The sequence below is a fragment of the Pedobacter sp. Leaf170 genome (genome assembly GCF_920984665.1).
GTDB lineage: Bacteria > Bacteroidota > Bacteroidia > Sphingobacteriales > Sphingobacteriaceae > Pedobacter.
This window is the reverse complement of record NZ_CAKLBP010000002.1, coordinates 572,597-596,757: the sequence shown is the minus strand read 5'-3', so window position 1 is coordinate 596,757 and position 24,161 is coordinate 572,597. Positions and strand designations below refer to the sequence as shown.

Sequence of the window (24,161 nt, the reverse complement as noted above, 5' to 3'; positions counted from 1 at the left end):
GTATAAAGTATTGAGTATTATGATTAGAGGCTTAAACTTCTTTGCAATCCACTTATCATTTTTTGTATTTCGTTTATTTGAATTATTGTTCTATCATAATTGATTTTATCAATATATCCGAACTCGAAAGCTAATATTATCTGCGTTTCTAATTCAAATGCAGAGCCTAAACTTATGCTTAAAAACCGATTGAATTCTTTAGCTGATGCTCTACCACAGCCTTCTGCAATATCTGATGGTATCGATATAGCCGAGCGGGTTATTTGAGATGTTAAAGAATATCTTTCTTCTGCAGGAAAAGTTCTGGTGAGCTGAAATACCGATTTCGATATTTGAATTCCCATTTTCCAAACTTTAAGATCTCTGAAATTATGCATCTTGTCTAATTACTTTACACTAAGTACTAAATACCAAAAAACTAATATGCCAAATTCGGGCTCAACCATCGCTCTGCTTCTTCCAACTCCATACCTTTTCTTTTGGCATACTCCTCTACTTGGTCTTTAGTTATTTTACCTAAACCAAAATATCTCGATTCTGGGTTTGCAAAGTAAAATCCGCTAACGGCAGCTGTTGGGTACATGGCATAACTTTCTGTTAAACGAAGACCTATTTCTTCTTCAGCATTTAGCAAGGCGAATAAAGTACCTTTTTCGGTATGCTCGGGGCAAGCCGGGTAACCTGGCGCCGGACGAATACCTGCATATTCTTCCTTAATTAAAGCTTGATTATTTAAATCTTCGTCTTTTGCATAACCCCAAAATTCTTTACGAACACGCTCATGCATGCGCTCTGCAAAAGCTTCTGCTAAACGATCGGCCAAGGCTTTCGCCATGATGCTGTTATAATCGTCGTGTTTTGATTCAAATTCTTCAACCAAAGCATCTATACCAATCCCTGTTGTAACTGCAAAACCACCAAAATAATCCTGTATGCCCGATTCTTTCGGAGCAATAAAGTCTGATAAAGCGTAATACGGCTGCCCGTCAACTTTTTCGGCCTGCTGGCGAAGCGTGTGAATAGTGGTGGAATTTTCCGTTCCATTTTCCATTTTCCCGCTAACATCCAAAACAATATCATCGCCAACTGCATTTGCCGGCCAGAAACCAATTACGCCTCTCGCTGTTAGTAATTTTTCATCAAGAATACGTTTCAACAATACTTGTGCATCATAAAAAAGTTTTTTGGCTTCATCACCAACATTTTTATCGTCAAAAATCTTCGGATAACTTCCGCGTAATTCCCAGGTATGGAAAAAGGGCGTCCAATCAATGTATGGTACTAATTCTTCTAAAGGATAATTATCAAAAACCTTTGTACCGGTAAACGCCGGAATAGGAAGTTCAGCTTTAAAATCTATCTTAAATTTATTTGCTCTAGCTTCTTCTAAAGTTTTAAAACGTTTATCAGAACGTTTGTTTAAATGTGCTTCACGAGCCTTATCGTATTCAGCTTTGATGCCTGCAATATAGTCATCCCGGGTTTCCGGATTCATTAAAGTGCTGCAAACCGTAACACTTCTTGAGGCATCCAGAACGTGTATAGCCGGACCAGAATAGTTCGGAGCAACCTTAACCGCAGCATGAATTCGGGAAGTTGTTGCGCCACCAATAATTAAAGGGATAGTGAAATTTTCACGCTCCATTTCTTTGGCGAAATGTACCATTTCATCCAAAGAAGGCGTAATTAACCCACTTAAACCAATAATATCTGCATTAATTTCTTTTGCTTTTTTGATGATGTCTTGTGCCGGAACCATCACGCCCATATCTACAATTTCGAAGTTGTTACAAGCCAGTACAACACCAACAATGTTTTTTCCAATGTCATGAACATCTCCCTTAACGGTTGCCATCAAAACTTTACCGGCCGATGAACTTTGGTTTTGATCCGGATTATCTAATTTTTCTTGCTCGATAAAAGGCAATAAATAAGCAACAGCTTTTTTCATTACCCTTGCTGATTTTACAACCTGCGGCAAAAACATTTTACCGGCACCAAATAAATCGCCCACAATGTTCATCCCATCCATTAACGGGCCTTCAATTACCTGAATCGGGCGAGCGTATTTCTGACGGGCTTCTTCAACATCATCATCCAAATACTCTACAATTCCCTTAACCAAAGAATGTGAAAGGCGTTCTTCAACCGTTCCTTTTCTCCACTCCTCATCTTTAACAAGTTCTTTACCTTTTGATTTTACAGTATCTGCATATTCAACCAATCGCTCTGTAGCATCTTCCCTTCTGTTTAAAAGCACGTCCTCTACACGTTCTAATAATTCTGGTGGAATTTCCTGATAAACTTCGAGCATGCCGGCATTTACGATTCCCATATCTAAACCCGCCTGAATGGCATGGTATAAAAATGCAGAGTGCATCGCTTCTCGAACGACATTATTTCCTCTAAATGAGAAAGAAATATTAGAAACACCGCCGCTTACTTTAGCATGAGGAAGGTTTTCTTTTATCCACCTTGTGGCATTTATAAAATCAACAGCGTAGTTGTTATGCTCTTCTAAACCCGTTGCTACCGTTAAAATATTCGGGTCGAAAATAATATCTTCCGGTGGGAAACCGATTTCGTTAACTAAAATATCATAGCTACGCTTGCAAATTTCTTTTCTACGCTCGTAATTATCGGCCTGACCTTGTTCATCGAAAGCCATTACTACAACGGCAGCGCCGAATTGCATAATTTTACGGGCGCTTTCTTTAAACTTATCTTCGCCTTCTTTAAGTGAAATTGAATTTACAATCCCTTTACCTTGCAAACATTTCAAGCCATTTTCTATAACCGACCATTTAGATGAATCGACCATAATCGGAAGCTTTGCAATATCAGGTTCTGAAGCAATAAGGTTTAAAAATTTCGACATGGCAGCTTCTGAATCAAGCATGCCTTCGTCCATATTTACATCGATTATCTGAGCGCCACCTTCAACCTGTTGCAGTGCAACTGCTAATGCTGCTTCATAATCGCCACCTAAAATAAGTTTTGAAAATTTAGGCGAGCCTGTGATATTGGTTCTTTCCCCAACATTTACAAAAATACTATCAGGTGTTATGGTTACCGGCTCTAAGCCACTCAAACGCATAAATGGTTCAATAGCTGGGATTTTGCGTGGCGCTGCCTTTTTTGCATTTTTTGCGATGCAGCCAATATGGTCTGGCGTGGTACCGCAACAACCACCAACAATATTAACAAAACCCGACTGGATAAAATCATCTACCAAATGAGCGGTTTCATGCGGTTGCTCATCGTAAGCGCCAAACTCGTTTGGTAAGCCTGCATTTGGATAAGCAGAAACATAACAACCAGCTTTTGTAGCTAATTCTTCAATATGCGGACGCATTTCTTTTGCACCCAAAGCACAGTTGAAACCAATACTCAAAGGTTTTGCATGCATAACCGAGTTTAAAAAAGCCTCGGCTGTTTGACCGGATAATGTTCTGCCAGAAGCATCGGTAATGGTTCCCGAAATCATAATTTCGAGCTTACGACCGATAACTTCTTCGTATTTTTTAATGGCCACAATTGCCACCTTTGCATTTAAAGTATCAAAAATGGTTTCAATAAGCAATACATCCGAACCACCATCTACCAAACCACGAACCTGCTCGTAATAGGCTTCTTCCAATTCATCGAAATAGATAGCTCTATAACCTGGGTCGTTAACATTTGGCGACATAGAAAGCGTACGATTGGTTGGACCAATAGCACCTGCAACAAAACATTTGCGGTCTGGGTTTTCAGCCATAAATTCTAACGCAGCTTCTTTAGCAACCCGAGCACCCTCAAAACTTAATTCGTACGACAAATCTTCCATCTGGTAATCTGCCATAGAAATCCTTTGCGTACTAAAGGTATTGGTTTCGATAATATCGGCACCTGCTTTTAAATATTCCAGGTGAATGGCCTTAATAATATCCGGACGAGTTATGTTAAGCAAATCGTTATTGCCCTTAACATCACAAGGATGATCCTTAAAACGCTCCCCTCTAAAATCCTCTTCAGTTAACGTATAACGCTGAATCATGGTACCCATCGCACCATCAATTACCAAAATACGTTTCTCTAGTTCTTCTCTTATACTCATTTGTTGTTTCTAGTAGCAAGTAGTTAGTATCGAGTATCAAGATTCCCAGACATCAATCTAACTGCAGATAATTAGCACAAAATATAGACGTGCGTCTTGATACTTGATACTTTATACCTGATACTTAAAGCTTATTTAAAAAGTTGGCAGATTGATTTACCTTCTTAACTTATCTTCTCTCGCCACTGCTGAGATTAGAATTTAGCACCTTGTGTGGGCACAGGTTGCTAAGACATCGTTGGGTCTAATCCCTCCGTCTTTCTTAATAAGCATACAAAAATGCAACAAAGCAACATCAATTCCAAAAATTATCGCCTTGAAGCCAAATAAAATTACAAAGGCCACGCAAAATTGCGCAGCCTTTAAAATATTGTTCTGTTACAAGTTATTTTCTGCTTCCAAAAATACGAAGTAAGAAAAGGAAAATGTTTAAAAAATCCAGATATAAAGATAAGGCTGCTACGATGGCCATTTTCTTAGATTCTACTTGTAAAACCTGTTCGCCGTTTGCTTCGATACCTTCACCAATTCTTTTAATTTTTTGAACATCATAAGCGGTTAAAGCGGTAAAAATTGCGATACCGATGAAAGCCATAAACAAGCTAAATTGCTCACTTTGGATAAACATATTTACCAAACTAGCAATTACCAAAGCAATTACACCAACCATTAAAATCGGACCGAATTTGCTTAAATCGATGTTAGTCGTGTAACCCATTACCGCCATAATACCAAAAATGCCAGCTGCACCTGCAAAGCAGCTTACAACTGAACCAGATGTATAGGCCAATAAAATAAAGCTTAAGCTAATGCCCGTTAAAACAGAATAAAGCACAAATACACCAATTAATGAAGTATATGAAAGCTTGCTCAAACCAAATCCCATTAATAAAACTAAACCAAGTGGTGCAAACATTGCGATGTAACCGAAAATAGACATACCAACTTTTCCTGTTGATGGATTAACAGTTAATAAATATTGCATCAATTGCTCGTTCTGACTAAATAGGTAAGCCGCAATTGTTGAGAGACTAAGTGCTACAAACATCCAGGTAAATACGTTTGCAAAGAATTTTTTAGAAACAGAGCCTTGTTGTACAAAAACGCTGTTATCTTGATATTGATAATTTTGTTGTTCCATTTTTTATTTTGTGTATTTAAATTATATAAAAATAGATATTTTAATTCAATCTTTTTGTCAGCAACTCTTCAACTTTTTTAAAGAATTGTAACGGTTTTAGTGTACGCCAAGGCATTTCATCAAAGGAGCCACCAAAGTTTATGTAATAATCGATGCTGTTATCCTTAAACTCCCGGATTACATGCTCCTGAAAATTTATGCCCACAATCCACCCATCTTCAACCTCCTGAAACCATTCCTCATAATAACTATCATCAGATGAATGAAAATTGAGTACATTTTCTCCTATAAGGATGAATTTATTAATGCCTTCATCCATCATTAATTCCAAAATATCGCGTTTAAGCAACATGATGTCATTATTTATAGCGTCGTTCCATTCTCCAATAAATTCAATAATGGCATAACTTCTATCATAATCAACAAAAAGCACTTTCATGTATAAGGTATTCGAACCAAATTCATCCCATTGGGGATGTAAAAGAAAATTGTAAATCTGCTTATCGAAGTATAGCTCAGAATATTCTGTATTGTAAAACGGCGAACGTTCATCTTCTGCCGAGATATACTCATCCCTCCATTGATAATACGGCTCTATCTCGTGCATTTCTTAAATTTTTGATTTAAAGATTTACGATTTTAGATTGAAAAATCGTAAATCAGTTTATTTGAAATTGGGTTGCAGCAACCGTAAGTCGTAAATCTACAATCATAAATTCAATTGCCCTGCTTCTACCGCTTTACGAACGCTGCCATAACGATTTAACAAATCTGCTGCTTCATCATAATTAATGTGCAACTCATCAGCAACCATTTGCGTTCCGCGATCAACCAGTTTATTATTGGTTAACTGCATATCTACCATTTTGTTTCCAACAACACGTCCAAGCTGAACCATAACGGTGGTACTCAGCATGTTTAAAACTAATTTTTGTGCCGTGCCTGATTTCATCCTTGTAGAACCCGTAACAAATTCAGGTCCAACTACAACTTCTACCGGAAAATCTGATTCAGCAGCTATTGGTCCGCCGGTGTTACAAACGATACAACCGGTTAAAACGCCAATTTTGCGGGCTGTATTTAAACCACCGATAACGTAAGGCGTTGTGCCTGAAGCTGCTAAACCAACTAAACAATCTTTCTCGTTAATATCGAATTCCTGCAAATCTTTCCAGGCTTGTTCTGCATCATCTTCTGCAAACTCTACGGCTTTTCTAATTGCCGTATCGCCACCGGCAATAATACCAACTACCCAATCGAAAGGCACACCATAAGTTGGCGGGCATTCTGAGGCATCAACCACACCCAAACGGCCACTGGTACCTGCACCAATATAAAAAAGGCGACCGCCTTTTTTCATTCTTTCAGCTACTGCCGAAGTTAATTTTTCTATCTGAGGCAAAGATTTCTCCACTGCAAAAGCAACAGTTTTATCTTCATTATTAATGCCCTGAAGAACCTCCAAAACCGACATTTTTTCGATGTCGTTGTATTTTGATTCTTGCTCGGTAACTCTATCCATAAATTTAATTTTGATAAAATTCGGTAAATTCTTTCTAAAAACTAATCAAAAAAACAAAAATATGTGTCACAAAAATTTAGCAAACACTTAACTAAAGTTATTTAATGTTAAAAATGATAAACAAAAGATGATAAAAATGCGTTAAAAAATTAATCAAACCGCTTATTTTCATAAATTTGTAGCAACGCTAATGAAAAAAAACTCCCGTAATAATGCCTTAATTGCCATAAGCTATTCTGTAATTTTAATAGTAGGTATGGTTTTGGGTATTAAGTTTATCAAAGACCAGGGATATGGCGTTCAAAAACCTACAAAACTAGCCGCAAACTCCGAAAAACTTGAAGAGATTCTGCACATCATCAACGGAAATTATGTAGATGATATCAATACAGATTCTTTACAGAATTTACCTATCGACAGCGTTTTACACCAACTTGATCCGCATAGCGTTTACCTGCCACCTACAAATGCGCAAAATATGCAGGAAGATTTGGAAGGAAATTTTGAAGGTGTTGGATTGGAATACTACATGCTTAACGACACCATGATGGTAACGGGCGTTATTAAAGATGGACCAGCTTACCAGGCAGGCATAAAACTTGGCGATAAAATTTTAAGCATAGATTCTACCGTTGTTAGCGGCAAAAACTTACCCAAAGATCAATTAGCCGGTCGTTTTAAAGGCAAAGCCGGAAGTGGTGTTAATGTTTTATTACAGCATAGCGGAAACCAGCTACCAAACCGCGTAATGGTAACCAGAGGAAAAGTTAACATTAGTAGTGTTGATGCCGCATACATGATTAATAGCGAAACTGGCTATGTTCGCATTAGTAAATTTGGCGCCAATACAGATAATGATTTTTCTGTAGCTGCCAATAATTTAAAGGCCAGAGGCATGAAAAAGCTAATACTCGACTTACGCGATAACGGAGGTGGATATTTTAGTGCGGCAACAGGTTTAGCCGACCAGTTTTTAGGCGAAAATAAACTGATTGTTTACACGCAAGGCAAGCACGAACCACGTACCGATTATTTCTCCACAGGCAGTGGCGCTTTTCAGCAAGGAAAATTAGCTGTTTTAATTAATGAAAACACCGCATCGGCGAGTGAAATTGTTGCAGGTGCTATCCAGGATTTAGGCAGAGGTGTTATTGTTGGTCGCCGTTCTTTTGGTAAAGGATTGGTGCAAGAGCAATTTGCATTTGAAGATGGTTCGGCATTAAACCTTACCATTGCAAGGTACTATACACCTTCTGGTAAGAGTATCCAAAAATCTTACAAAAAAGGTTACGATGCTTACAAACATGAATTAGATGAACGCTTAAACGACGGCGAACTTACCGGAGATTTAACTTCGTTTAAAGATTCTCTCGAAAAAAATAACGGCGTAAATGTTTCGCAAAGAAAACCAAAAACTGTTGGCGGCATACAGCCTGATGTTTTTGTAAAACTCGACACTACAGGTTACAATAAATTCTACAACACTTTGGTAAGCAAAAAAGTGCTTTCTGATTATGTGTTTAATATTTTAACAACAAAATATAGTTCCACATACATCGAACAGAATATCAATACCTTTAACCTTAACGATTTAGATTTTAAAGATTTTATCGGTTTTCTGCAGCGTAAAAATGTGCAAATAGACCGTTTTCAACTCTACAATTCTAAAGGTTTAATTTTAAATGATTTGAAAGCATTACTTTGCAGATACTATTTAGGCGATGTTGGCTATTATAGAGCTGCAAACCAAAACGATAATGTAGTTAAACAAGCCTTAAACAGCTTGCAGTAAATAAAATTCCAGGCATTACTCATGACACTTGAAACAGACAGATTGATTTTGCATCCCTTAACTCATAACCAACTTTTAAAATACGTTAGAAATGATAATTCGTTAGAAAACGAGCTTAAGCTTAAGCATGGCCATAACGTAATTTCTGATGAATTGCAAGAAGCCATTCGCGAAACCATTTTGCCAAACGTAATAGATGCTAACAAGAACTATTTGTATAATACTTTATGGTCAATCATATCAAAAGATGATGAGAAATTGGTTGGCGATATATGTTTTGTTGGCGAACCCGATGCCAATGGAGAAATTGAAATTGGTTATGGAACCTATGAACAATTTAGAAACAAAGGTTATATGACCGAAGCCGTTGGCAGATTAATTAGATGGGCAGCAACGCAACCTGAAGTAAAAATCATAACTGCATCTACAGAAATCGATAATGTAGCTTCCTACTCCGTTTTAGAAAAAAATAATTTTGTAAAAATTGCCGAAGGCGAAGGCATGTTTACCTGGAAACTAAATTTAAGATAACCTATGAAATCAGTATTATCTGCAATGCTTTGCCTGATATTTTCGAGTGTTTTTGCCCAAAACCCAAAACTAAAAATTGAAAAACTAGCGCCCAATTTATACAAATACACCTCATATAACACTTACAAAGGAGATATTGTAGATGCGAATGCCATTTACCTGGTAACAAAGCAAGGCGTTGTGGTAATAGATGCACCCTGGGATGCTACACAGTTTCAACCGTTTTTGGATAGCATAAAGGCAAAGCATAATCAAAAAGTGGTATTGGCCATCGCAACGCATTCGCACGATGACAGATCCGGAGGATTAGGGTTTTTTAAAGCCAAAGGAATTAAAACTTACGCTACAGTTAAAACCAATAAAATACTAGCTGCAACAAATAAACCCACCGCTCAATTTACCTTTAATGGCGATACAACTTTTAATGTTGGCGGTTACAAAATCCAGACATTTTTTCCCGGCGAAGGGCATACTAAAGATAATATTGTGGTTTGGTTTGATAAAGCTAATTTATTGTACGGCGGTTGCTTTGTAAAAAGTATCGATTCAGAAGATTTAGGTTATATCGGTGAAGCAAATGTTAAACAATGGCCTCAGAGTTTAAAAAACCTGCAGAATAAATTTCCTGCTGCAAAGATTTTAATTCCGGGTCATGGAGATGGAAATACACCAAAAGCCATCAATCATTCGCTACAATTACTAAAAGCTGCGGCAGCTAAACCCTAATTTCGAACAAGCTTAAACTTATGCCTTCATAATGCTTCGGCAAACCATCAGTTTTTTCCATAGTTACCACACCGGCATAGTCAAAACCGCAAGCAGTGTAATATTCCAAAAGCTTTTCATTATCGGCCCAGGTATCCATTCTAATAAAAGCAATATTATTTCCGGCTGCAAAACCTTTAGCCCATTTAATAATTTCTTTTACGAAAGCATATCCTCTAAAATCAGGATGTGTAACTATTCTGTGGATGTAAATGGAATCTTTATCCCGCTCGCCCCAAATTAATTTATCATCAAAAGTTACTGCAAAAATGCAGGCAACCACTCCATCAACTAAAATTTTGTATTGTCGGTTTTCGGCAATTTCAGTTTCTACCAAATCCCTGCTGAAACCTTGCCAATGTTTATTAAAAACCTTTTTCTGGTGGGCAACGGCCATATCGTAAAACTCAAAAATTTTATCAATATCCTTAGCTGTGCTGTTCTTAACTTCAATTTGCATGATGTAAAATTATGTTTTTTACCACTGAAACATGGAATACGCGGAGGATTTTATAACAAATTATCAAATCGCCGTTATTCTGCCTATGCGGGAAACGGAAAGCAATTGAAATAAAATTTTCAATAATTTGGATGATTTAATTTTTTGAAGCGCAATTGCACTACATAAATTTACATTTCTTCCCGTTTTCCGTTTATACGCTTCGGGCGCTTCGCAGCCCTGCAGGGTATCACTTCAACCGGGGCTAAAAACTTCTGTAGTGTAAATATTTGTGGGTTTGTGGCGCAAAAACCAACACGAAATGTTATCAATTTAGGGAGAAAACAAATATTATCATCTTGAGTTTCCCAAAGCATCGATACAAGTTATCGAAGGATATATATTTTTCGTTTTTCGGTTGCAAGAAAGGTCTTCGACAGGCTCAGACTGACAACGGCTTTTTTAGAGTATGTGAAACTGAGGCAAGGGGTGGTTAACCTACCCCAAAAGCACATTACTTTGTAACTAAACCTGATTGACGTGGAAATCCCCCGATTTTTCTTCGGGGATTGAAACAAAAAAGCAGGGCTGCTTTCTCCTATGGAATGCGAACCCTGCTTTTCTAATTATTTTTAAAAACTCTTGCTTATTTCTGTCTAAAATAAATTTGAATCGGAACTCCAGAAAAATCGAAGTTTTCTCTTAATTTATTTTCGATGAAACGCTTGTACGGATCTTTAATGTACTGCGGCAAATTACAGAAGAAGGCAAACATTGGCGATGTTCCGTTAATTTGAGTAATGTATTTAACTTTAATGTGCTTGCCTTTTAGTGCCGGCGGCGGGAAAGCCTCGATTAATGGCAGCATTATATCATTTAATTTTGACGTCGGTATTTTTTTGCTACGGTTTTTATGAACTTCTAAAGCTGCTTCGATAGATTTAAAAATACGTTGTTTGTTTAAAACAGAAGTGAAAACGATAGGCACATCGGTAAATGGTTTGATGCGTTCTCTAATTTCATCTTCAAAAACCTTCATGGTTTTGGTGTTCTTTTCAATTAAATCCCACTTGTTTACCAAAATTACAATACCTTTTTTATTCTTTTCGGCCAGGTGGAAGATGTTAATATCCTGACTTTCGATACCTTCTTGGGCATCAATCATCAATACCACAACATCAGCCTCTTCTAAAGCTTTAATGGTACGCATTACCGAATAAAACTCAAGATTTTCTTTAACCTTAGTTTTTTTACGCAATCCGGCAGTATCAATTAACATAAATTCGTGACCGAATTGGTTGTAATGAATTTTAATTGAATCGCGTGTTGTACCGGCGTTTGCGGTTACAATATTGCGTTCTTTACCGATTAAAGCGTTTACCAAAGAAGATTTACCCACATTTGGGCGACCAGCGATGGTTACTTTCGGCAATTCATTTTCTTCTTCAGGCTCATCGTTAAAGCTTTTAATTACTTCATCCAACAACTCTCCGGTTCCAGAACCCGTCATTGAAGACAGGGGGTAAACTTCGCCTAAACCAAAACCATAAAAAGTATGAACTTCGTTGTATAAAGCGGTATTATCTACTTTGTTGGCGCAAACAAAAACAGGTTTTTTACTTCTGCGAAGTACCTGGGCAATATCATCATCTAAATCTGTGATACCGGTTGTAACATCAACCATAAAAATAAGCACACTTGCTTCTTCAATGGCAATCATTACCTGTTCGCGGATAGCGGCTTCGTAAACATCTTCTGAGTTTGCAACGTAACCACCTGTATCAATTACTGTAAATTGTTTGTCGGTCCACTCGCCTACACCATAATGCCTGTCGCGGGTTACGCCGCTCATATCATCAACAATTGCCTTCCGACTTTCTGTTAAACGATTAAATAGTGTACTTTTTCCTACGTTTGGCCTGCCTACGATGGCGATAATATTACTCATTGTATGTGTTATTGATAGTTAATGGCTTATAGTTAATGGTCGCGGTGTTTAGGCAAGCTGCTTAAACGATTGGGCTATCAGCCATTGACTATCAACTACTAACCGATTTATTTCGGGCTGCAAAGGTACGCTTAATTATCGTAACCAAAGCTCTTTAGGTAATTCTTTTTGCTTCTCCAATCGGGAATTACTTTAACAAACAGTTCTAAAAAAACTTTATTTCCTAAAAACTTCTCAATTTCGAGGCGGGCTTCGGTACCCACTTTTTTAAGCATTTTACCACCCGTACCAATTAAAATGTTTTTTTGCGAATCGCGTTCTACCACAACTTCGGCGCTTATTCTAACCATTAAATCACCTTCTTTACCAGAACGTAATTCTTCTTCTTTAAAGCTTTTTACAATAACTTCGGTACTGTATGGAATTTCTTTCTGGTAGTTTAAAAAGATTTTTTCGCGGATGATTTCGGACACGAAAAAACGCTCAGAACGATCGGTTAATTCTTCTTTATCGTAATATGGTGGATGTTCGGGCAGCATTTCCAGAACGCGTTCTAATAATCCATCAACATTATGTTTGTGCAAAGCAGAAATTGCATAAATGGCCACCGGGTTTAATTTTTCCTGCCAATAAGCAATTTTTTCATCCACCTGCTCTTGTAACGCTGTATCTATTTTGTTAATCAGTACAATTGTTGGAATGTCGCGTTTAATTAATTTATCTAAAACGTCGTCTTCATCGTGTGTTTCGTTAATGTCGGTCACAAATAAAAGCACATCAGCATCGGTTAAAGAACCATTAACAAAGCTCATCATACTTTCTTGCAAACTATATTTGGGCTTGATAATACCTGGAGTATCAGAAAAAACAATCTGATATTCTTCTTCATTTACTATACCTAAAATGCGGTGTCTTGTGGTTTGCGCTTTAGGTGTAATAATACTAAGTCGCTCGCCTACAAGCACATTCATCAAGGTTGATTTACCAACATTTGGCTTACCAATTATACTAACAAAACCTGCTTTATGTGCCATTAAAATATTTTTTAAAAAAAATTTGCACTACAAAGAAACGAATTATATCTTTGCATTCCAATTCGGAAACAGAGTTAAGGATTTAATTCAAGCTAAAAACGAGTTGTATATAATGCGGGGTGGAGTCCCGAAGTTTCGGGATTACGCTCGTTAGAGCTAATGCCGAATTAAAAACACCAAATATAATGCGGGGTGGAGCAGTTGGTAGCTCGTCGGGCTCATAACCCGAAGGTCGCACGTTCGAGTCGTGTCCCCGCTACCAAGTTGAATGGCGATTTTAGATTAATGATTGTATATTTTACCAATCGTAACACTTAAATCCGAAATCGCAAATCAAAATGGCCCGTTCGTCTAGGGGTTAGGACGCCAGATTTTCATTCTGGAAACAGGGGTTCGATTCCCCTACGGGCTACGAAGCTGCTTTACAAATGTAAAGCAGCTTTTTTCTTTAATACAAAAAGCACATGTAGAAAATATATTCCTAATTGTGCTAAGCAAGTCCTCCCTTTTATTTATTTTAGTATCCATGTTTAACTTTTAAAATCACCCTTTTTTTGAAATTATCACTATTTGTCATCATTTTTTTAATCAGTACGATTTGCTTTGCTCAATCGCCTAGCAAACACTCAATGGATAAAGCATATCTAATTGGAAGAGATATGACTGATGTTGACTCCAGTGATTTGATGATACAAAAACTATTAAAGCAAACCAGGGCACACCAATACCAACAAGGAACAGTTAACCTTTTTAATTTTAAGGTGCGTAAATCTTTATAATAGTGGCAAGTTCGATGAAGCACTTAAAACCATCCAAAAAATTGAGCCTGAAGTTAGAGCATTAAAAAATCCTGCAAGTCTTTCTCATCTCTTTGCATTAAAAGCGAATTGCTATGGAAATTTATTTTTCTTTAATAAGAGTAAAGAATATCTCTTAGAATCTGAAACTTATGCTAAAAAAATAGAAGAGAAGGATTTAAGGAATTTTAATTTAGGAAGAGTATATCGATTAAGGGCGGTGAATATTGAAAACAACAAAACCGTACCTGTTAACTTAGATTCGGTTTTATACTACCGAAAAAAAAGTTATAATATCCAGCAATTTATTTCAAATAAAAAATTGAAAAACGCATTGGTAATTGATGCTTCTTTACTTGGTACATTTTATCTCAACAAAGGCCAGCTTGATTCTGCGAAGCATTATTTTGAAGCATCAAATGCATTGGCTGAAAAACTAAAACTTCTTAAACTGAGCATAGAATCATTTCTGGGTTTAGGTCAGATTTACACAAAGCGAAATGAAACAGATAGTGCATTATTATATTATAAAACCGCATTAAAAATTGCCCAAAAGGGTAAAAGAGTAGGCAATATAAAAGCAAGCTATAGGTTAATTGCGCAGCTTTACGAAAAACTGGGCGATAAAGATAATGCTAAAAATTACGCAAGCATGTATGCAGCTATTACTGATAGTATTGCAGCTGCAAATAAAGTTTCTTCTCAGGTAACTGCAGAAATTATACTTGCTGAGAAAGAAACTCACCACGAAAAAAGCCGGATGACTTACGTTACGCTAATTGTGGCAGCTATTATTGCCGTAATTGCATCTATCCTGGCCTTCTTTCATCTGCGAAACAAGCATAGCAATTCAGTTAAAACCCATCAACAAGAAAAAACATTATTAAATAGGAAGTTTGAGGAATTGCAGGTAGATAAATTGAGCGAAGATGTGTTGAAAGAAATTAACAATCTTGTAAAAGACAACGACCCCTCATTTTATGCTAAATTTAAAGAGCATCACCCTGTTTTTATCTACAAGCTGACTAAACACTCCCCCGATATTCTATCATCAGATTTAGATTTATGCGCTAAGTTAAAACTCGGATTTAATACAAAAGAGATAGCATACTTTAGCAAAACATCTTTAAGAGCCGTAGAAAGCCGTAAATATAGAATCAGGAAAAAAATAGGTTTATCTACAGATGATGATTTAGCGACATGGATAGTTAATTTGTAGCTAAAGTATTTTAAAAACGAAGAGATAAAAAATTAGGCAAAAATACCGCAGAATAATGCCTTAATTTTAGATGGGAAATGTCTGATTACCTTCTTTAAATTTTATCTCAAATCTGGTATCATCTATACCATAGGTTTTTAGTTTGAAACTAAAATTATGATTTAGTAATATTTCCCGGACCAGAGTTAGGCCTATGCCCTGTCCGTCTTTCTTAGTTGTAAAAAACGGGCTAAATAACATGTCTTCATGCTCTGGCGATATGCCATTTCCTGAGTTAGAAATATCCAATCTATAATCTTCAAAATCTATATAGATTTTGACTATACCATTTTTTCCAATAGCCTCAACAGCATTTTTTACAATGTTAATTAACGCTTGCTCCATCTGTTCTACATCAGCAAGAATAAAAAAAGGTTTATCTGGAATATTAAATTTGAATTCGATATTTTTCTCCTGAAGTGTAAAATGCAGTAGTTCCGTTATCGAAATAAGCAAAGAAACCAAATCAATCTGCTTACGATTGGCTTTAGGTAGCTTAACTAAATCAGCAAAATTCCGCATAAAAATGCTCAAATTTTGATTTCGGTCGATAGCTACTTTCATCGCATTTTTTATCATTAACTCTTTATCGTTGGCCCACAAACTCTGTTGAGCCAATGCAGTATTCATTATCGAATTTACCGGACCAATTGTGTTGTTAACTTCATGTGCCATCATTCTGATAACCTTATTATAAACCCCTTTTTCGGCTGCAAAAATTTCGGCAGTTACTTCTTCCAACATAATAAATATGCGCTCAAAACCCCTATCCATAAATTTAGATTTTTGCACTTTATAGTTATGTAAGCCATCAATCCTAATCATTTTAGCAGTACCGGTTTGCATGTTGTGTATATGTGTTTCGAGCAATTCAGGATTTGTTTTCAAAATCGCCAATGCTTTAGGATTAATCTGTTTAATCTGTTTATCAAAATCGAGTGTAATAATCCCGGTTGGAGAAGTTTGAATCAGTTTTTCCAGAAAAAAATGCTGTTCTTCCTGTCGGGTTCGTTCTGCCCTTAATTCATCAATCATGCGGTTATAAACGCCAACCAATTCATCAACTTCTTTTTTGCCGGTTTCTACAAATTTTACGTTAAAATCTTTATCCTTAATTGCAGAAATTCCTTGTTTTAAATAGGTAAGCGGACTAATTAATTGTTTATACAGATTGATAGAAATAACAACCGAGCATAAGATGGCAACTTCAGAAACGATGAAAATGAGCTTTTCTGTTTGGAAAATGAAATAACTCAGCACCAAACAAATGATGTGCAGAATTACGATAAATAAAATATACTTAGTCTTCAGTTTCATTAAAAGGAATTTGATGCTTCTCCAGGCGGCGATAAAGTGCATTTCTGGTTATACCTAAAGATGCAGCCGCTTTTGTAATTCTGTTTTTATGGAAATTCATAGCCTGCTTTACCATTTCAGCCTCCATTTGCTCAAGAGTCATGGTACCAACACCCGGTAATTTCACTTTATCGTTTTTTAAAGGCGATAAATTTAACTGCGACTTAAAATCATCAATACCTAATTCATTTTTATTGCTGATAAGAACGGTTCGTTCTACCAGATTTTTTAACTGGCGAATGTTTCCCGGCAAAGGCAATTGCTGCAACCAACGCACCGCTGAGGGTATAACCTGTAAATCTGGCCTATTGTAGAGCTCTTTCATATTTTCGATAAAGAAATTTACCAGAAGCGGGATATCACCCGAACGCTCCCTCAACGCAGGCAAATGAATAGTTATCAGGTTTATTCTGTAGAGTAAATCTTCCCTAAACAATCCCGAACCTACCATTTCGTTCAGGTTTTTATTGGTTGCGCAAACAACCCTTGCATCAACAGTTTTGGTTCGGCTGCTGCCCAAAACTTCATAAGTTCTATCTTGCAAAACCCTTAAAAGCTTTACCTGACTAGAAGCTTCCAAATCGCCAATCTCATCTAAAAAGATTGTGCCCTTATTGGCCATTTCAAAGCGCCCGATTCTGTCGAAACGAGCATCGGTAAAGGCACCGCGAACATGGCCAAACATTTCACTTTCAAACAATGAGGTAGAAATGCCTCCCAAATTTACCTTAACAAAAGGCTTTAAAGAGCGGGCACTGTTCTCGTGTATAGCTTCTGCAATTAATTCTTTGCCCGTACCGCTTTCGCCGGTAATTAACACAGAAGCATTTGTTCCTGCTACCCTACCAATAGTTTCTAAAATATTAATTAACCCGGCATCTTCACCGATAATTTGCGAGAAATTATATTTTTTTGTTAGTGATTTCCGGCTTTGAGAAATAGCTTGCCTTACATTTAATTGCAAAAGGGTTTCAACGGTTTGTAAGAGATATTCGTTATTCCAGGGTTTGTTAACAAAATCATTGGCGCCAAGTTTCATACCCTCTACTGCAAGTTCGATACTTGCCCATCCGGTAATTAAAATAATTGGCACTTTGGTATCAACCGCTCTGATTTTTTTAAGCAAACTCATTCCCTCCTTACCAGATGTATCGTTAGAAAAATTTAAATCTAAAATAATCAGATCAGGCTTTTTTGATTGCACCCTTTCAAAAGCTTCAACAGCATTATCAGCCGTAAGCACCTCATTCCCGGCTCCTTTTAGCAGAAGCGAAATTGAAGCTCTTACCGCGATATCATCATCAACAACTAAAATCATATACGAAGTTAAAAAATTAGTCTTCATGCAATGCAATGGCAGGATGAATTGCCGCCGCTTGCTTACCCGGATACAACGAACAAGCCAAAACCAATGTATAAATAAATAATATTGCTAATAAAATGGCTATAACATAAACGCTTGCAGGTATGGCAAAAACATTTAACAGCGGAAACTGAACAGCAAAAAAACAACCTAATAATAACGAAATTGTAGTTAGTATTAATGATTCTAAAACCATTTGTAAAGATACCGAGGCACCACTTGCACCAATCGCCCGCCTTAATCCAATTTCTCCTTTTCTTTTATTAATGTTGTACCACAATACGCCAAACAAGCCAAGCGCAACATTTATAATCAAGAAAGCGGCAACAATTACAAACAGAAATATAGGTATCAGTGTAGTTCTGTTTCTTGATGCCCGCATTTCATCAACGTGCTGTATTTCTACAGCACTGCGTGTGGTGCTTGTCATAAATTTATACAGCTTGCTTTCAAAAGTTGCATCGGCAGTTTCGTTTACTTTTATTAAAATGTTACTTGTCCATTTTAAATTAGCTGTATCAAGCTGCACAAACATGATGTTATTCATCGGTGCAAAATCTCCGTCTGATTTGAAATCATTTGCAATGCCAATAACTTTTAACTTTTCTTTCTCATCGCCTATTATTTTACCTATTCCCTTTTCCTTTCCAAACATTTCCTGTCTTAAAGATTCATTAATAATGATGGCTTTATCTTTCGTAACCAAATCTTCGGGCAAAAACCACCTGCCATATTTCAGTTTCACATCCCATACTTTGTTATAATCGTTAGAAACTACGTAATGATTAATCATATTAAAATCTTTCTTTCCATATTTTAACCCTCTGTTCATAAAACTAGAAGAGTATGGAAAATTAGAATGCGAAAAACTAACTTCTTTAATCTCTGGCATAGATTTTAAACTTTTCTCCAGATTAGCATAAAAGGTAGTTAAGGTATCAGGGTTTTTAGACAATTGCTCACCGCTATAAGCAATTGCCCAAACCCTGTTATAATCAAAACCTAAAGGCCTTGAATAGTTCTGATAGTAATAAGTTATGTAAGAAAAAACAGCAAACACAACCAGAAACGAAATCAGAATTTCTGTTAAAAAAAGAAAGTTTTGCTTCCTTTTATTCCATATTAATTTAAATAGATGCTTAAACATATATATTTTATTTATGGCGATTTAAGCCTTTAAAGCTTTAACAATATTTAATTTAGACATTCTCCAGGCCGGATAAACTCCGGAAATTAACCCGAATAAAAAGCATGTTAAAAGACTTATAAAAAAGACTTTTAAATTCATGCTGAGGTTGAAGTTTGATATGTAATCTGAATCATTTATCAGGTAAATAACCAGCACAGAAAGCAAAATTCCTATCAACCCACCTATAAAAGTTAAAATTAAATTCTCGACAATAAACTGGTAAACTAAGGTTTTGGAAGATGCGCCAAAGGCTTTGCGGACGCCAATTTCTGATGAACGTTCCATAATTCTGGTGATGTTAATGTTAACCAGATTGATGGTTGGAAGCAGCAAGAAAAGTAAAACAAAAACACCGCCAATGGTAATTACTTTAGTAACACCATCATCGGTAGAATTTCCGGCCATTCTACGTGTTATGCTAATTAAATGCTTATCTGCATTGCAATAAATTTTATCAAACTCTGGCGGAATAGGCAATTTATTAACCATTTGAGCAAATTCTTTCTTCATTTTGGGTAAGTCGCTTTCAGTTCGACCAAGCAATACGCCATTACATGACCCCATTAAACCGGTATCTTTTTTATCTCTCGAAAGTGTAAATGGCAAGTACATATCTCCAGTAAAATTGCGCACCGAGCCCGGAACATTTTCTACTACACCAATAACCCTATAGTTAATATTATCAGCAGAAATGTATTGACCAATAACTGATTTTACATCACCAAAATAAGCCTCCTTTGTCTCTTTAGAAATTACCGCAACACGCTCTAAATTTTTAATTTCTACATCGGTATAGGGCTTACCTTCAATAAACTTGTAGTTCAAAACATTCCAGTAATCGGCGTTGGTGTATTTGTAACCAATAACCAGTTTTTTATTGTTAACATAAGCATTTGAAGATTTCTCGCCCGAGGAAATGGCTATTTTGTAAACTGTTTTTAATTTCGAAGCATATTGTTCAAAAAAATGAAAAGATAGGTTACTCATATTTACCCAGCCTTGTTTCGTATTCTTGATTTCTATTCTTTCTACGTATAGCGAACGTTCCTGTTTATCATCCGGGTAATCCGGACTAAACATTTTATCTGCCAAAGCAGTTGCAACCATTAATATGGTAAGCGTAAAGCTGATGCCAAATAAGCTGATGAAGGTGAAAAACTTTCTCCTTTTTAATACAGCGATAGCAATTTTGAAGTAATTCTTTAACATAGCTGTTTCTTTATTGAACTTGAGAACCATCAAAAAGGCGTACTAACCTATGCGTTTTTTGCGCCATACTTTCATCATGGGTAACCATTACAATGGTAGTACCTTCGTTTTTATTCAGGTTAATGAGTATATCCATAATCTCGTTACCCATTGCGCTATCCAGGTTACCGGTAGGCTCATCGGCAAGTATAATTTGCGGCCGACCAACAATTGCCCTTGCAATGGCTACGCGTTGTCTTTGCCCGCCAGACAGCTGACTAGGAAAATGTTTTAACCGATTAGATAAACCAACTTTTTCTAATGCTGCTGTGGCAAGTTCTTTTCTTTCTTTAGCAGATAAACTGCGATAAAGCAATGGCAATTCTACATTATCCAAAACTTGCAGATCGTTAATTAAATGGTAACTCTGAAAAATGAAACCCAGTTTTTCATTTCTGAAATTGGCCAGTTTTTTATCTGTAAAACGGTTAATGTCTTGATTATCGATAACGATATTGCCTTTGGATGGATCATCTAGCAAGCCCATAATGTTTAGCAACGTGCTTTTACCGCAACCGGAAGGACCCATGATGGATAAAAATTCTCCTTTGGCAATATCTAAACTAATGTTATTTATGGCCAGTGTTTCTACAGTGTCGGTTCGGTAAACCTTTTCAATATTTTGTAAGCGTATCATAATGTGTAAATTAATGTAAGGTTATGGAAAATGGATTAGTAAGGATGTAAAATATATGATGGTTGATGGAAAATGGATGATGGAAATGGTTATTGATCATTGCGATTTGGTTCTTGGTCTTTGGTTTTTATTTATTGTAAATTGCTCATTGTTTATTGTTTATTGTATATTCTTTAATTCCATTTTACCCAAATAAGAAAACCAGAGCAGCTGAAAAGAATCTTAACATATTAAACTAATTTTAGCCTTTAGTGGAGCAGCCACAGGCTCCGTTCTCTTAATCAGGTTTTTATGTTTTCAATAGGTAATTTTTACATTTTTTTCAAAATCGTATAACGATAAGTAGCGAAGCTGATAATAAGCGCCCCAGAAATCGCGAAGCGAAGAAACATAATCTCGTTTGGCTCTATCATTTTCCTGAAAAGCAATGCTTAAATCTGTAATACTCAGGTTGCCTAAAACATACCTTTCGCTGGCTATTTTATATTTTTCTGAAGCAATATTTTCTGCCGCATCGGTTAATTTGATTTGTTCTTTCATCATATTAAAAAGTGTTACCTGGGTAATAATCTGCTGTTCAAAAACCTGCTTATCCTGCTCTACCGCATAAGTGGTAAATTGCTCATTTGCCAATGCCGTTTTAGTACGTGATTTTGACCTTCCCCAATCCATTACCGGGATAGATAATTGTAATTCTACAGATTGCTGACTTCTTGGGTTGCGGTAAACATCAAGAGCATTGATACCCGCATTTGAGAAACCAAGATTTGCCCGCAAAGTAGCTTTCAAACCATTTTCGCCTTTGGCTTTTGCAACATCTCTCTTTGCCTCCGCTAACCGGCGGATAAAACCAATTGCATCTGAACGATTTTCAAAGGCTTGCGCCAAAACTCTATCGGCCAAAACAGACATTTGTGCAACCGCAGCAGGCATTTCAAGTTTTATGCGATCATCTCCTTCTATACCGGTATAACTGCGGAGATTTAAAGTGGCTATTTCCACATCTCTTTTTGCCGTTCCAACTGCTTTTTGGGCATTTAAAACTTCCAGCTGTAATTGCAAAATTTCATTTTTAGAGATTTTACCCAATTCAAATTTTGTATCGGCAATGCCCAAAATCCTTTTCGTATTTGTAAAATTCAATTCTGCAATATTCAGGTTTACCTGCGCCAGTAATAAATCGAAAAAATACTCCGTTACCGTGATGGAGATTTTTTCCTGCGTTTCTATAAAAGTCTGCTTGCTTTCATTGTATTTTAAGGGTTCAATCTTTTGATCCCATTTTAAACTGTTAAACTGCAAAAGCGGCTGCTGGTATCCAATACCATAAGGGATACCATTGTAAAGCACATTATTTCTATCAAAATCAGTAAACCGTTGTAGCTGTGTAGTGCCAAAAATTGTTCCGCCTGTTGCGGCAATACTCTGACTAAAATTTAGCGTAAGCGATGAATTATCGTAATGCACAGGCTGAAAAAGAATGGTTCCGTTTGGCTGTTGCACCTGGCTATAAGTTTTTGTATAACCCGGTAAAATACCTTCTAAAGAAAGCTGTGGCTGATAATTGGATTTAAAAGTACGCCATTCCCAGTATTTTGTTTCTTTTACGGTGATGGCTTGTTTGGCGGCGATAGAGTTTGATTTCGCCATTTGCACAACTTGTGGCAAAGTCAGTTTCAAGGTATCCGTTTCGGCTAAAGCAAAACTTGCAAACCTGATGGCCAAAAGTAAAGCGCTAAGTAAAATTCTTTTCATCGTTTTAATTACTTAGCGTTACGTTTTTTACATTTTTAAAATCACTCATATCCGATGTGATAATTTCATCGCCTGCTTTTAAGCCACTTTTTATTTCAACAAAGTCGAAATTACTCAAGCCGGTTTTAACAGTTCTTCGCTCTGCAACACCCTTATTTAAGACAAATATTTCCTGAAGATTTGAACCATTAAATGCTGGTCCGTTGGCTACCCTTAAAACACCGTTTCGGGTTGCCGTAACCAGAAAAACATCAACCTTCTGGTTTGGGCGTAAAACCTTATTATCTTTTTGATTTAACTGAATATCGAAAGAAACGATGGCATTACTTACAGATGGAGAAATATTGGTTATGGTTCCACGTAATTGCTCATCGCCCACGCGAATAATGGCCGCCATATTTTGATGGATTTTATCCAACAGATTATCAGACAAACTTCCGGCAATTTTAAAACCGCTTAAATCTGCAATCCGCACTAAAGCCTCACCCGCCTGCACGCTACTGCCAATATTTTTATTTACCCAGGTAATTACGCCAGGTCTGGTTGCAATTAAGTTGGCTAAATCCAATTTGCGTTTTAAACCATTTAAATCATTTCGCTGTATGGCCAGCGCAATTTCAGCTTCCCTGATTTCTATTTTCATGGTTTGCTGCTTGCTTTTGATTTCGTTCTCGAGCTGAAGTTTTTCCAGATTGGCAACGCGTAAATCAAGTTCTGCCCGTTCCACATCTTCTTGTGTACCACCACCGGCTTTTAGTAATCGCTTTGCGGAAGAAACCGCATCTTTTAGATTGCTGATGCGCAATTGTTTTATACTGTTACTCGATTTGATATCGAAGAAACTTTTTTCTAAATCGAGCTTAAGCTTACGGATTTCATTCTCTTTAGATTCCATTTGAAACTGAAGCTTGCCATACTCATCTTCAGAAACAGATTTATCGAGTGTTAAAATTGATTGACCTTTTTTTACCTGATTACCGGCATCCATTAATACTTTTTGGATAGAAGCATTTATCGGACTGGTTAAAACTTCTTCAAATTCGGGAAGCACTTCGCCGGTGGCATTAATTGTATTTTCTATTATGCCAACTTCTACCTTTGAGGTGGTGATATCGGCATCGGTTAAAGAAGGCTTAAAATAAAATCTTAGCAACCAAACAGCCGCAATAAGCACAACTAAAACTATAAATATGATGAAGTAAGTTTTCTTCCTTTTTTTCGCTAAAACTTCTTCTTCAATGAGCTTGTCCATTTAAATATTTTTGAACAAGCTTTTACAAGCAAAAT

General features: G+C 36.6%; 20 protein-coding genes, 2 tRNA genes and 1 riboswitch. Of the genes, 7 read left to right on the top strand and 15 right to left on the bottom strand.

What is annotated here, in order from left to right; genetic code table 11:
- Window positions 1-23: 23 nt before the first annotated feature.
- The 5 genes from LUA90_RS07605 to murQ all read right to left on the bottom strand — a co-directional run bounded on the left by LUA90_RS07605 (window position 24) and on the right by murQ (window position 6,762).
- On the bottom strand, window positions 24-377 hold the full coding sequence (locus LUA90_RS07605; protein WP_255717627.1) for a four helix bundle protein: 354 nt from the start codon (window positions 375-377) through the stop codon (window positions 24-26).
- Window positions 378-418: 41 nt separating this feature from the next.
- Entirely contained in the window at window positions 419-4,099 is a 3,681-nt protein-coding gene (gene metH, locus LUA90_RS07600) for a methionine synthase (RefSeq protein ID WP_231458988.1), read from the bottom strand.
- Window positions 4,100-4,265: 166 nt separating this feature from the next.
- A riboswitch (SAM riboswitch) is annotated at window positions 4,266-4,371 on the bottom strand.
- A gap of 113 nt (window positions 4,372-4,484) precedes the next feature.
- On the bottom strand, window positions 4,485-5,240 hold the full coding sequence (locus LUA90_RS07595; protein WP_231458987.1) for a Bax inhibitor-1/YccA family protein: 756 nt from the start codon (window positions 5,238-5,240) through the stop codon (window positions 4,485-4,487).
- 40 nt (window positions 5,241-5,280) lie between these two features.
- On the bottom strand, window positions 5,281-5,847 hold the full coding sequence (locus tag LUA90_RS07590; RefSeq protein WP_231458986.1) for a hypothetical protein: 567 nt from the start codon (window positions 5,845-5,847) through the stop codon (window positions 5,281-5,283).
- Between the two features lie 102 nt (window positions 5,848-5,949).
- Window positions 5,950-6,762, bottom strand: a complete 813-nt coding sequence (gene murQ / locus LUA90_RS07585; protein WP_231458985.1) for an N-acetylmuramic acid 6-phosphate etherase — start codon at window positions 6,760-6,762, stop codon at window positions 5,950-5,952.
- Window positions 6,763-6,952: 190 nt separating this feature from the next.
- Here murQ and LUA90_RS07580 point away from each other — a divergent pair, with 190 nt between their 5' ends.
- The 3 genes from LUA90_RS07580 to bla are packed head-to-tail and all read left to right on the top strand — an operon-like array spanning window position 6,953 to window position 9,811.
- Window positions 6,953-8,554: a S41 family peptidase gene (locus LUA90_RS07580; RefSeq protein WP_231458984.1), complete on the top strand. Its 1,602-nt coding sequence runs from the start codon at window positions 6,953-6,955 to the stop codon at window positions 8,552-8,554.
- A gap of 21 nt (window positions 8,555-8,575) precedes the next feature.
- The gene (locus tag LUA90_RS07575) at window positions 8,576-9,085 is read left to right on the top strand and encodes a GNAT family N-acetyltransferase (RefSeq protein WP_231458983.1); all 510 of its coding nucleotides are present in this window, start codon (window positions 8,576-8,578) and stop codon (window positions 9,083-9,085) included.
- A gap of 3 nt (window positions 9,086-9,088) precedes the next feature.
- Window positions 9,089-9,811, top strand: a complete 723-nt coding sequence (bla, locus tag LUA90_RS07570; protein ID WP_231458982.1) for a BlaB/IND/MUS family subclass B1 metallo-beta-lactamase — start codon at window positions 9,089-9,091, stop codon at window positions 9,809-9,811.
- On the opposite strand, the gene LUA90_RS07565 is transcribed toward bla, so the two are convergent.
- The 3 genes from LUA90_RS07565 to era form a co-directional block, all read right to left on the bottom strand.
- Window positions 9,801-10,310 carry an N-acetyltransferase gene (locus LUA90_RS07565; protein WP_231458981.1) on the bottom strand — a complete coding sequence of 170 codons (510 nt, stop codon included), beginning with the start codon at window positions 10,308-10,310 and terminating at the stop codon, window positions 9,801-9,803. The two genes, bla and LUA90_RS07565, sit on opposite strands and share 11 nt — an antisense overlap.
- A 625-nt stretch (window positions 10,311-10,935) precedes the next feature.
- Window positions 10,936-12,237: a ribosome biogenesis GTPase Der gene (gene der / locus LUA90_RS07560; protein ID WP_231458980.1), complete on the bottom strand. Its 1,302-nt coding sequence runs from the start codon at window positions 12,235-12,237 to the stop codon at window positions 10,936-10,938.
- Between the two features lie 131 nt (window positions 12,238-12,368).
- On the bottom strand, window positions 12,369-13,271 hold the full coding sequence (era, locus tag LUA90_RS07555; protein WP_231458979.1) for a GTPase Era: 903 nt from the start codon (window positions 13,269-13,271) through the stop codon (window positions 12,369-12,371).
- Window positions 13,272-13,457: 186 nt separating this feature from the next.
- Here era and LUA90_RS07550 point away from each other — a divergent pair.
- The 4 genes from LUA90_RS07550 (at window position 13,458) to LUA90_RS07535 (ending at window position 15,287) form a co-directional block, all read left to right on the top strand.
- Window positions 13,458-13,533 (top strand) — tRNA-Met (locus tag LUA90_RS07550).
- Window positions 13,534-13,611: 78 nt separating this feature from the next.
- Window positions 13,612-13,683: transfer RNA gene (locus tag LUA90_RS07545), tRNA-Glu, on the top strand.
- Window positions 13,684-13,900: 217 nt separating this feature from the next.
- Window positions 13,901-14,050: a hypothetical protein gene (locus tag LUA90_RS07540; RefSeq protein WP_231490681.1), complete on the top strand. Its 150-nt coding sequence runs from the start codon at window positions 13,901-13,903 to the stop codon at window positions 14,048-14,050.
- A gap of 340 nt (window positions 14,051-14,390) precedes the next feature.
- Complete coding sequence (locus LUA90_RS07535; protein WP_231490680.1) at window positions 14,391-15,287, top strand: tetratricopeptide repeat protein; 897 nt, start codon at window positions 14,391-14,393, stop codon at window positions 15,285-15,287.
- 66 nt (window positions 15,288-15,353) lie between these two features.
- On the opposite strand, the gene LUA90_RS07530 is transcribed toward LUA90_RS07535, so the two are convergent.
- From LUA90_RS07530 to LUA90_RS07500, 7 genes are all read right to left on the bottom strand, one after another.
- Complete coding sequence (locus tag LUA90_RS07530) at window positions 15,354-16,643, bottom strand: PAS domain-containing sensor histidine kinase (RefSeq protein ID WP_231458977.1); 1,290 nt, start codon at window positions 16,641-16,643, stop codon at window positions 15,354-15,356.
- The gene (locus LUA90_RS07525) at window positions 16,627-18,027 is read right to left on the bottom strand and encodes a sigma-54 dependent transcriptional regulator (protein ID WP_231490679.1); all 1,401 of its coding nucleotides are present in this window, start codon (window positions 18,025-18,027) and stop codon (window positions 16,627-16,629) included. The genes LUA90_RS07530 and LUA90_RS07525 overlap by 17 nt, the downstream gene beginning before the upstream one ends.
- Complete coding sequence (locus tag LUA90_RS07520) at window positions 18,017-19,192, bottom strand: ABC transporter permease (protein WP_231458975.1); 1,176 nt, start codon at window positions 19,190-19,192, stop codon at window positions 18,017-18,019. The genes LUA90_RS07525 and LUA90_RS07520 overlap by 11 nt, the downstream gene beginning before the upstream one ends.
- Before the next feature lie 21 nt (window positions 19,193-19,213).
- A complete protein-coding gene (locus tag LUA90_RS07515; RefSeq protein ID WP_231458974.1) occupies window positions 19,214-20,443 on the bottom strand; it encodes an ABC transporter permease in 1,230 nt (409 codons plus the stop codon).
- A 10-nt stretch (window positions 20,444-20,453) separates the two neighbouring features.
- Window positions 20,454-21,119 (bottom strand): ABC transporter ATP-binding protein, encoded by a 666-nt coding sequence (locus LUA90_RS07510; protein ID WP_231458973.1) that lies wholly within the window; start codon window positions 21,117-21,119, stop codon window positions 20,454-20,456.
- Window positions 21,120-21,416: 297 nt separating this feature from the next.
- Window positions 21,417-22,874, bottom strand: coding sequence for a TolC family protein (locus LUA90_RS07505; RefSeq protein ID WP_231458972.1), 1,458 nt, complete (start codon window positions 22,872-22,874; stop codon window positions 21,417-21,419).
- A 4-nt stretch (window positions 22,875-22,878) separates the two neighbouring features.
- Entirely contained in the window at window positions 22,879-24,126 is a 1,248-nt protein-coding gene (locus LUA90_RS07500) for an efflux RND transporter periplasmic adaptor subunit (RefSeq protein WP_231458971.1), read from the bottom strand.
- Between the last annotated feature and the right edge of the window lie 35 nt (window positions 24,127-24,161).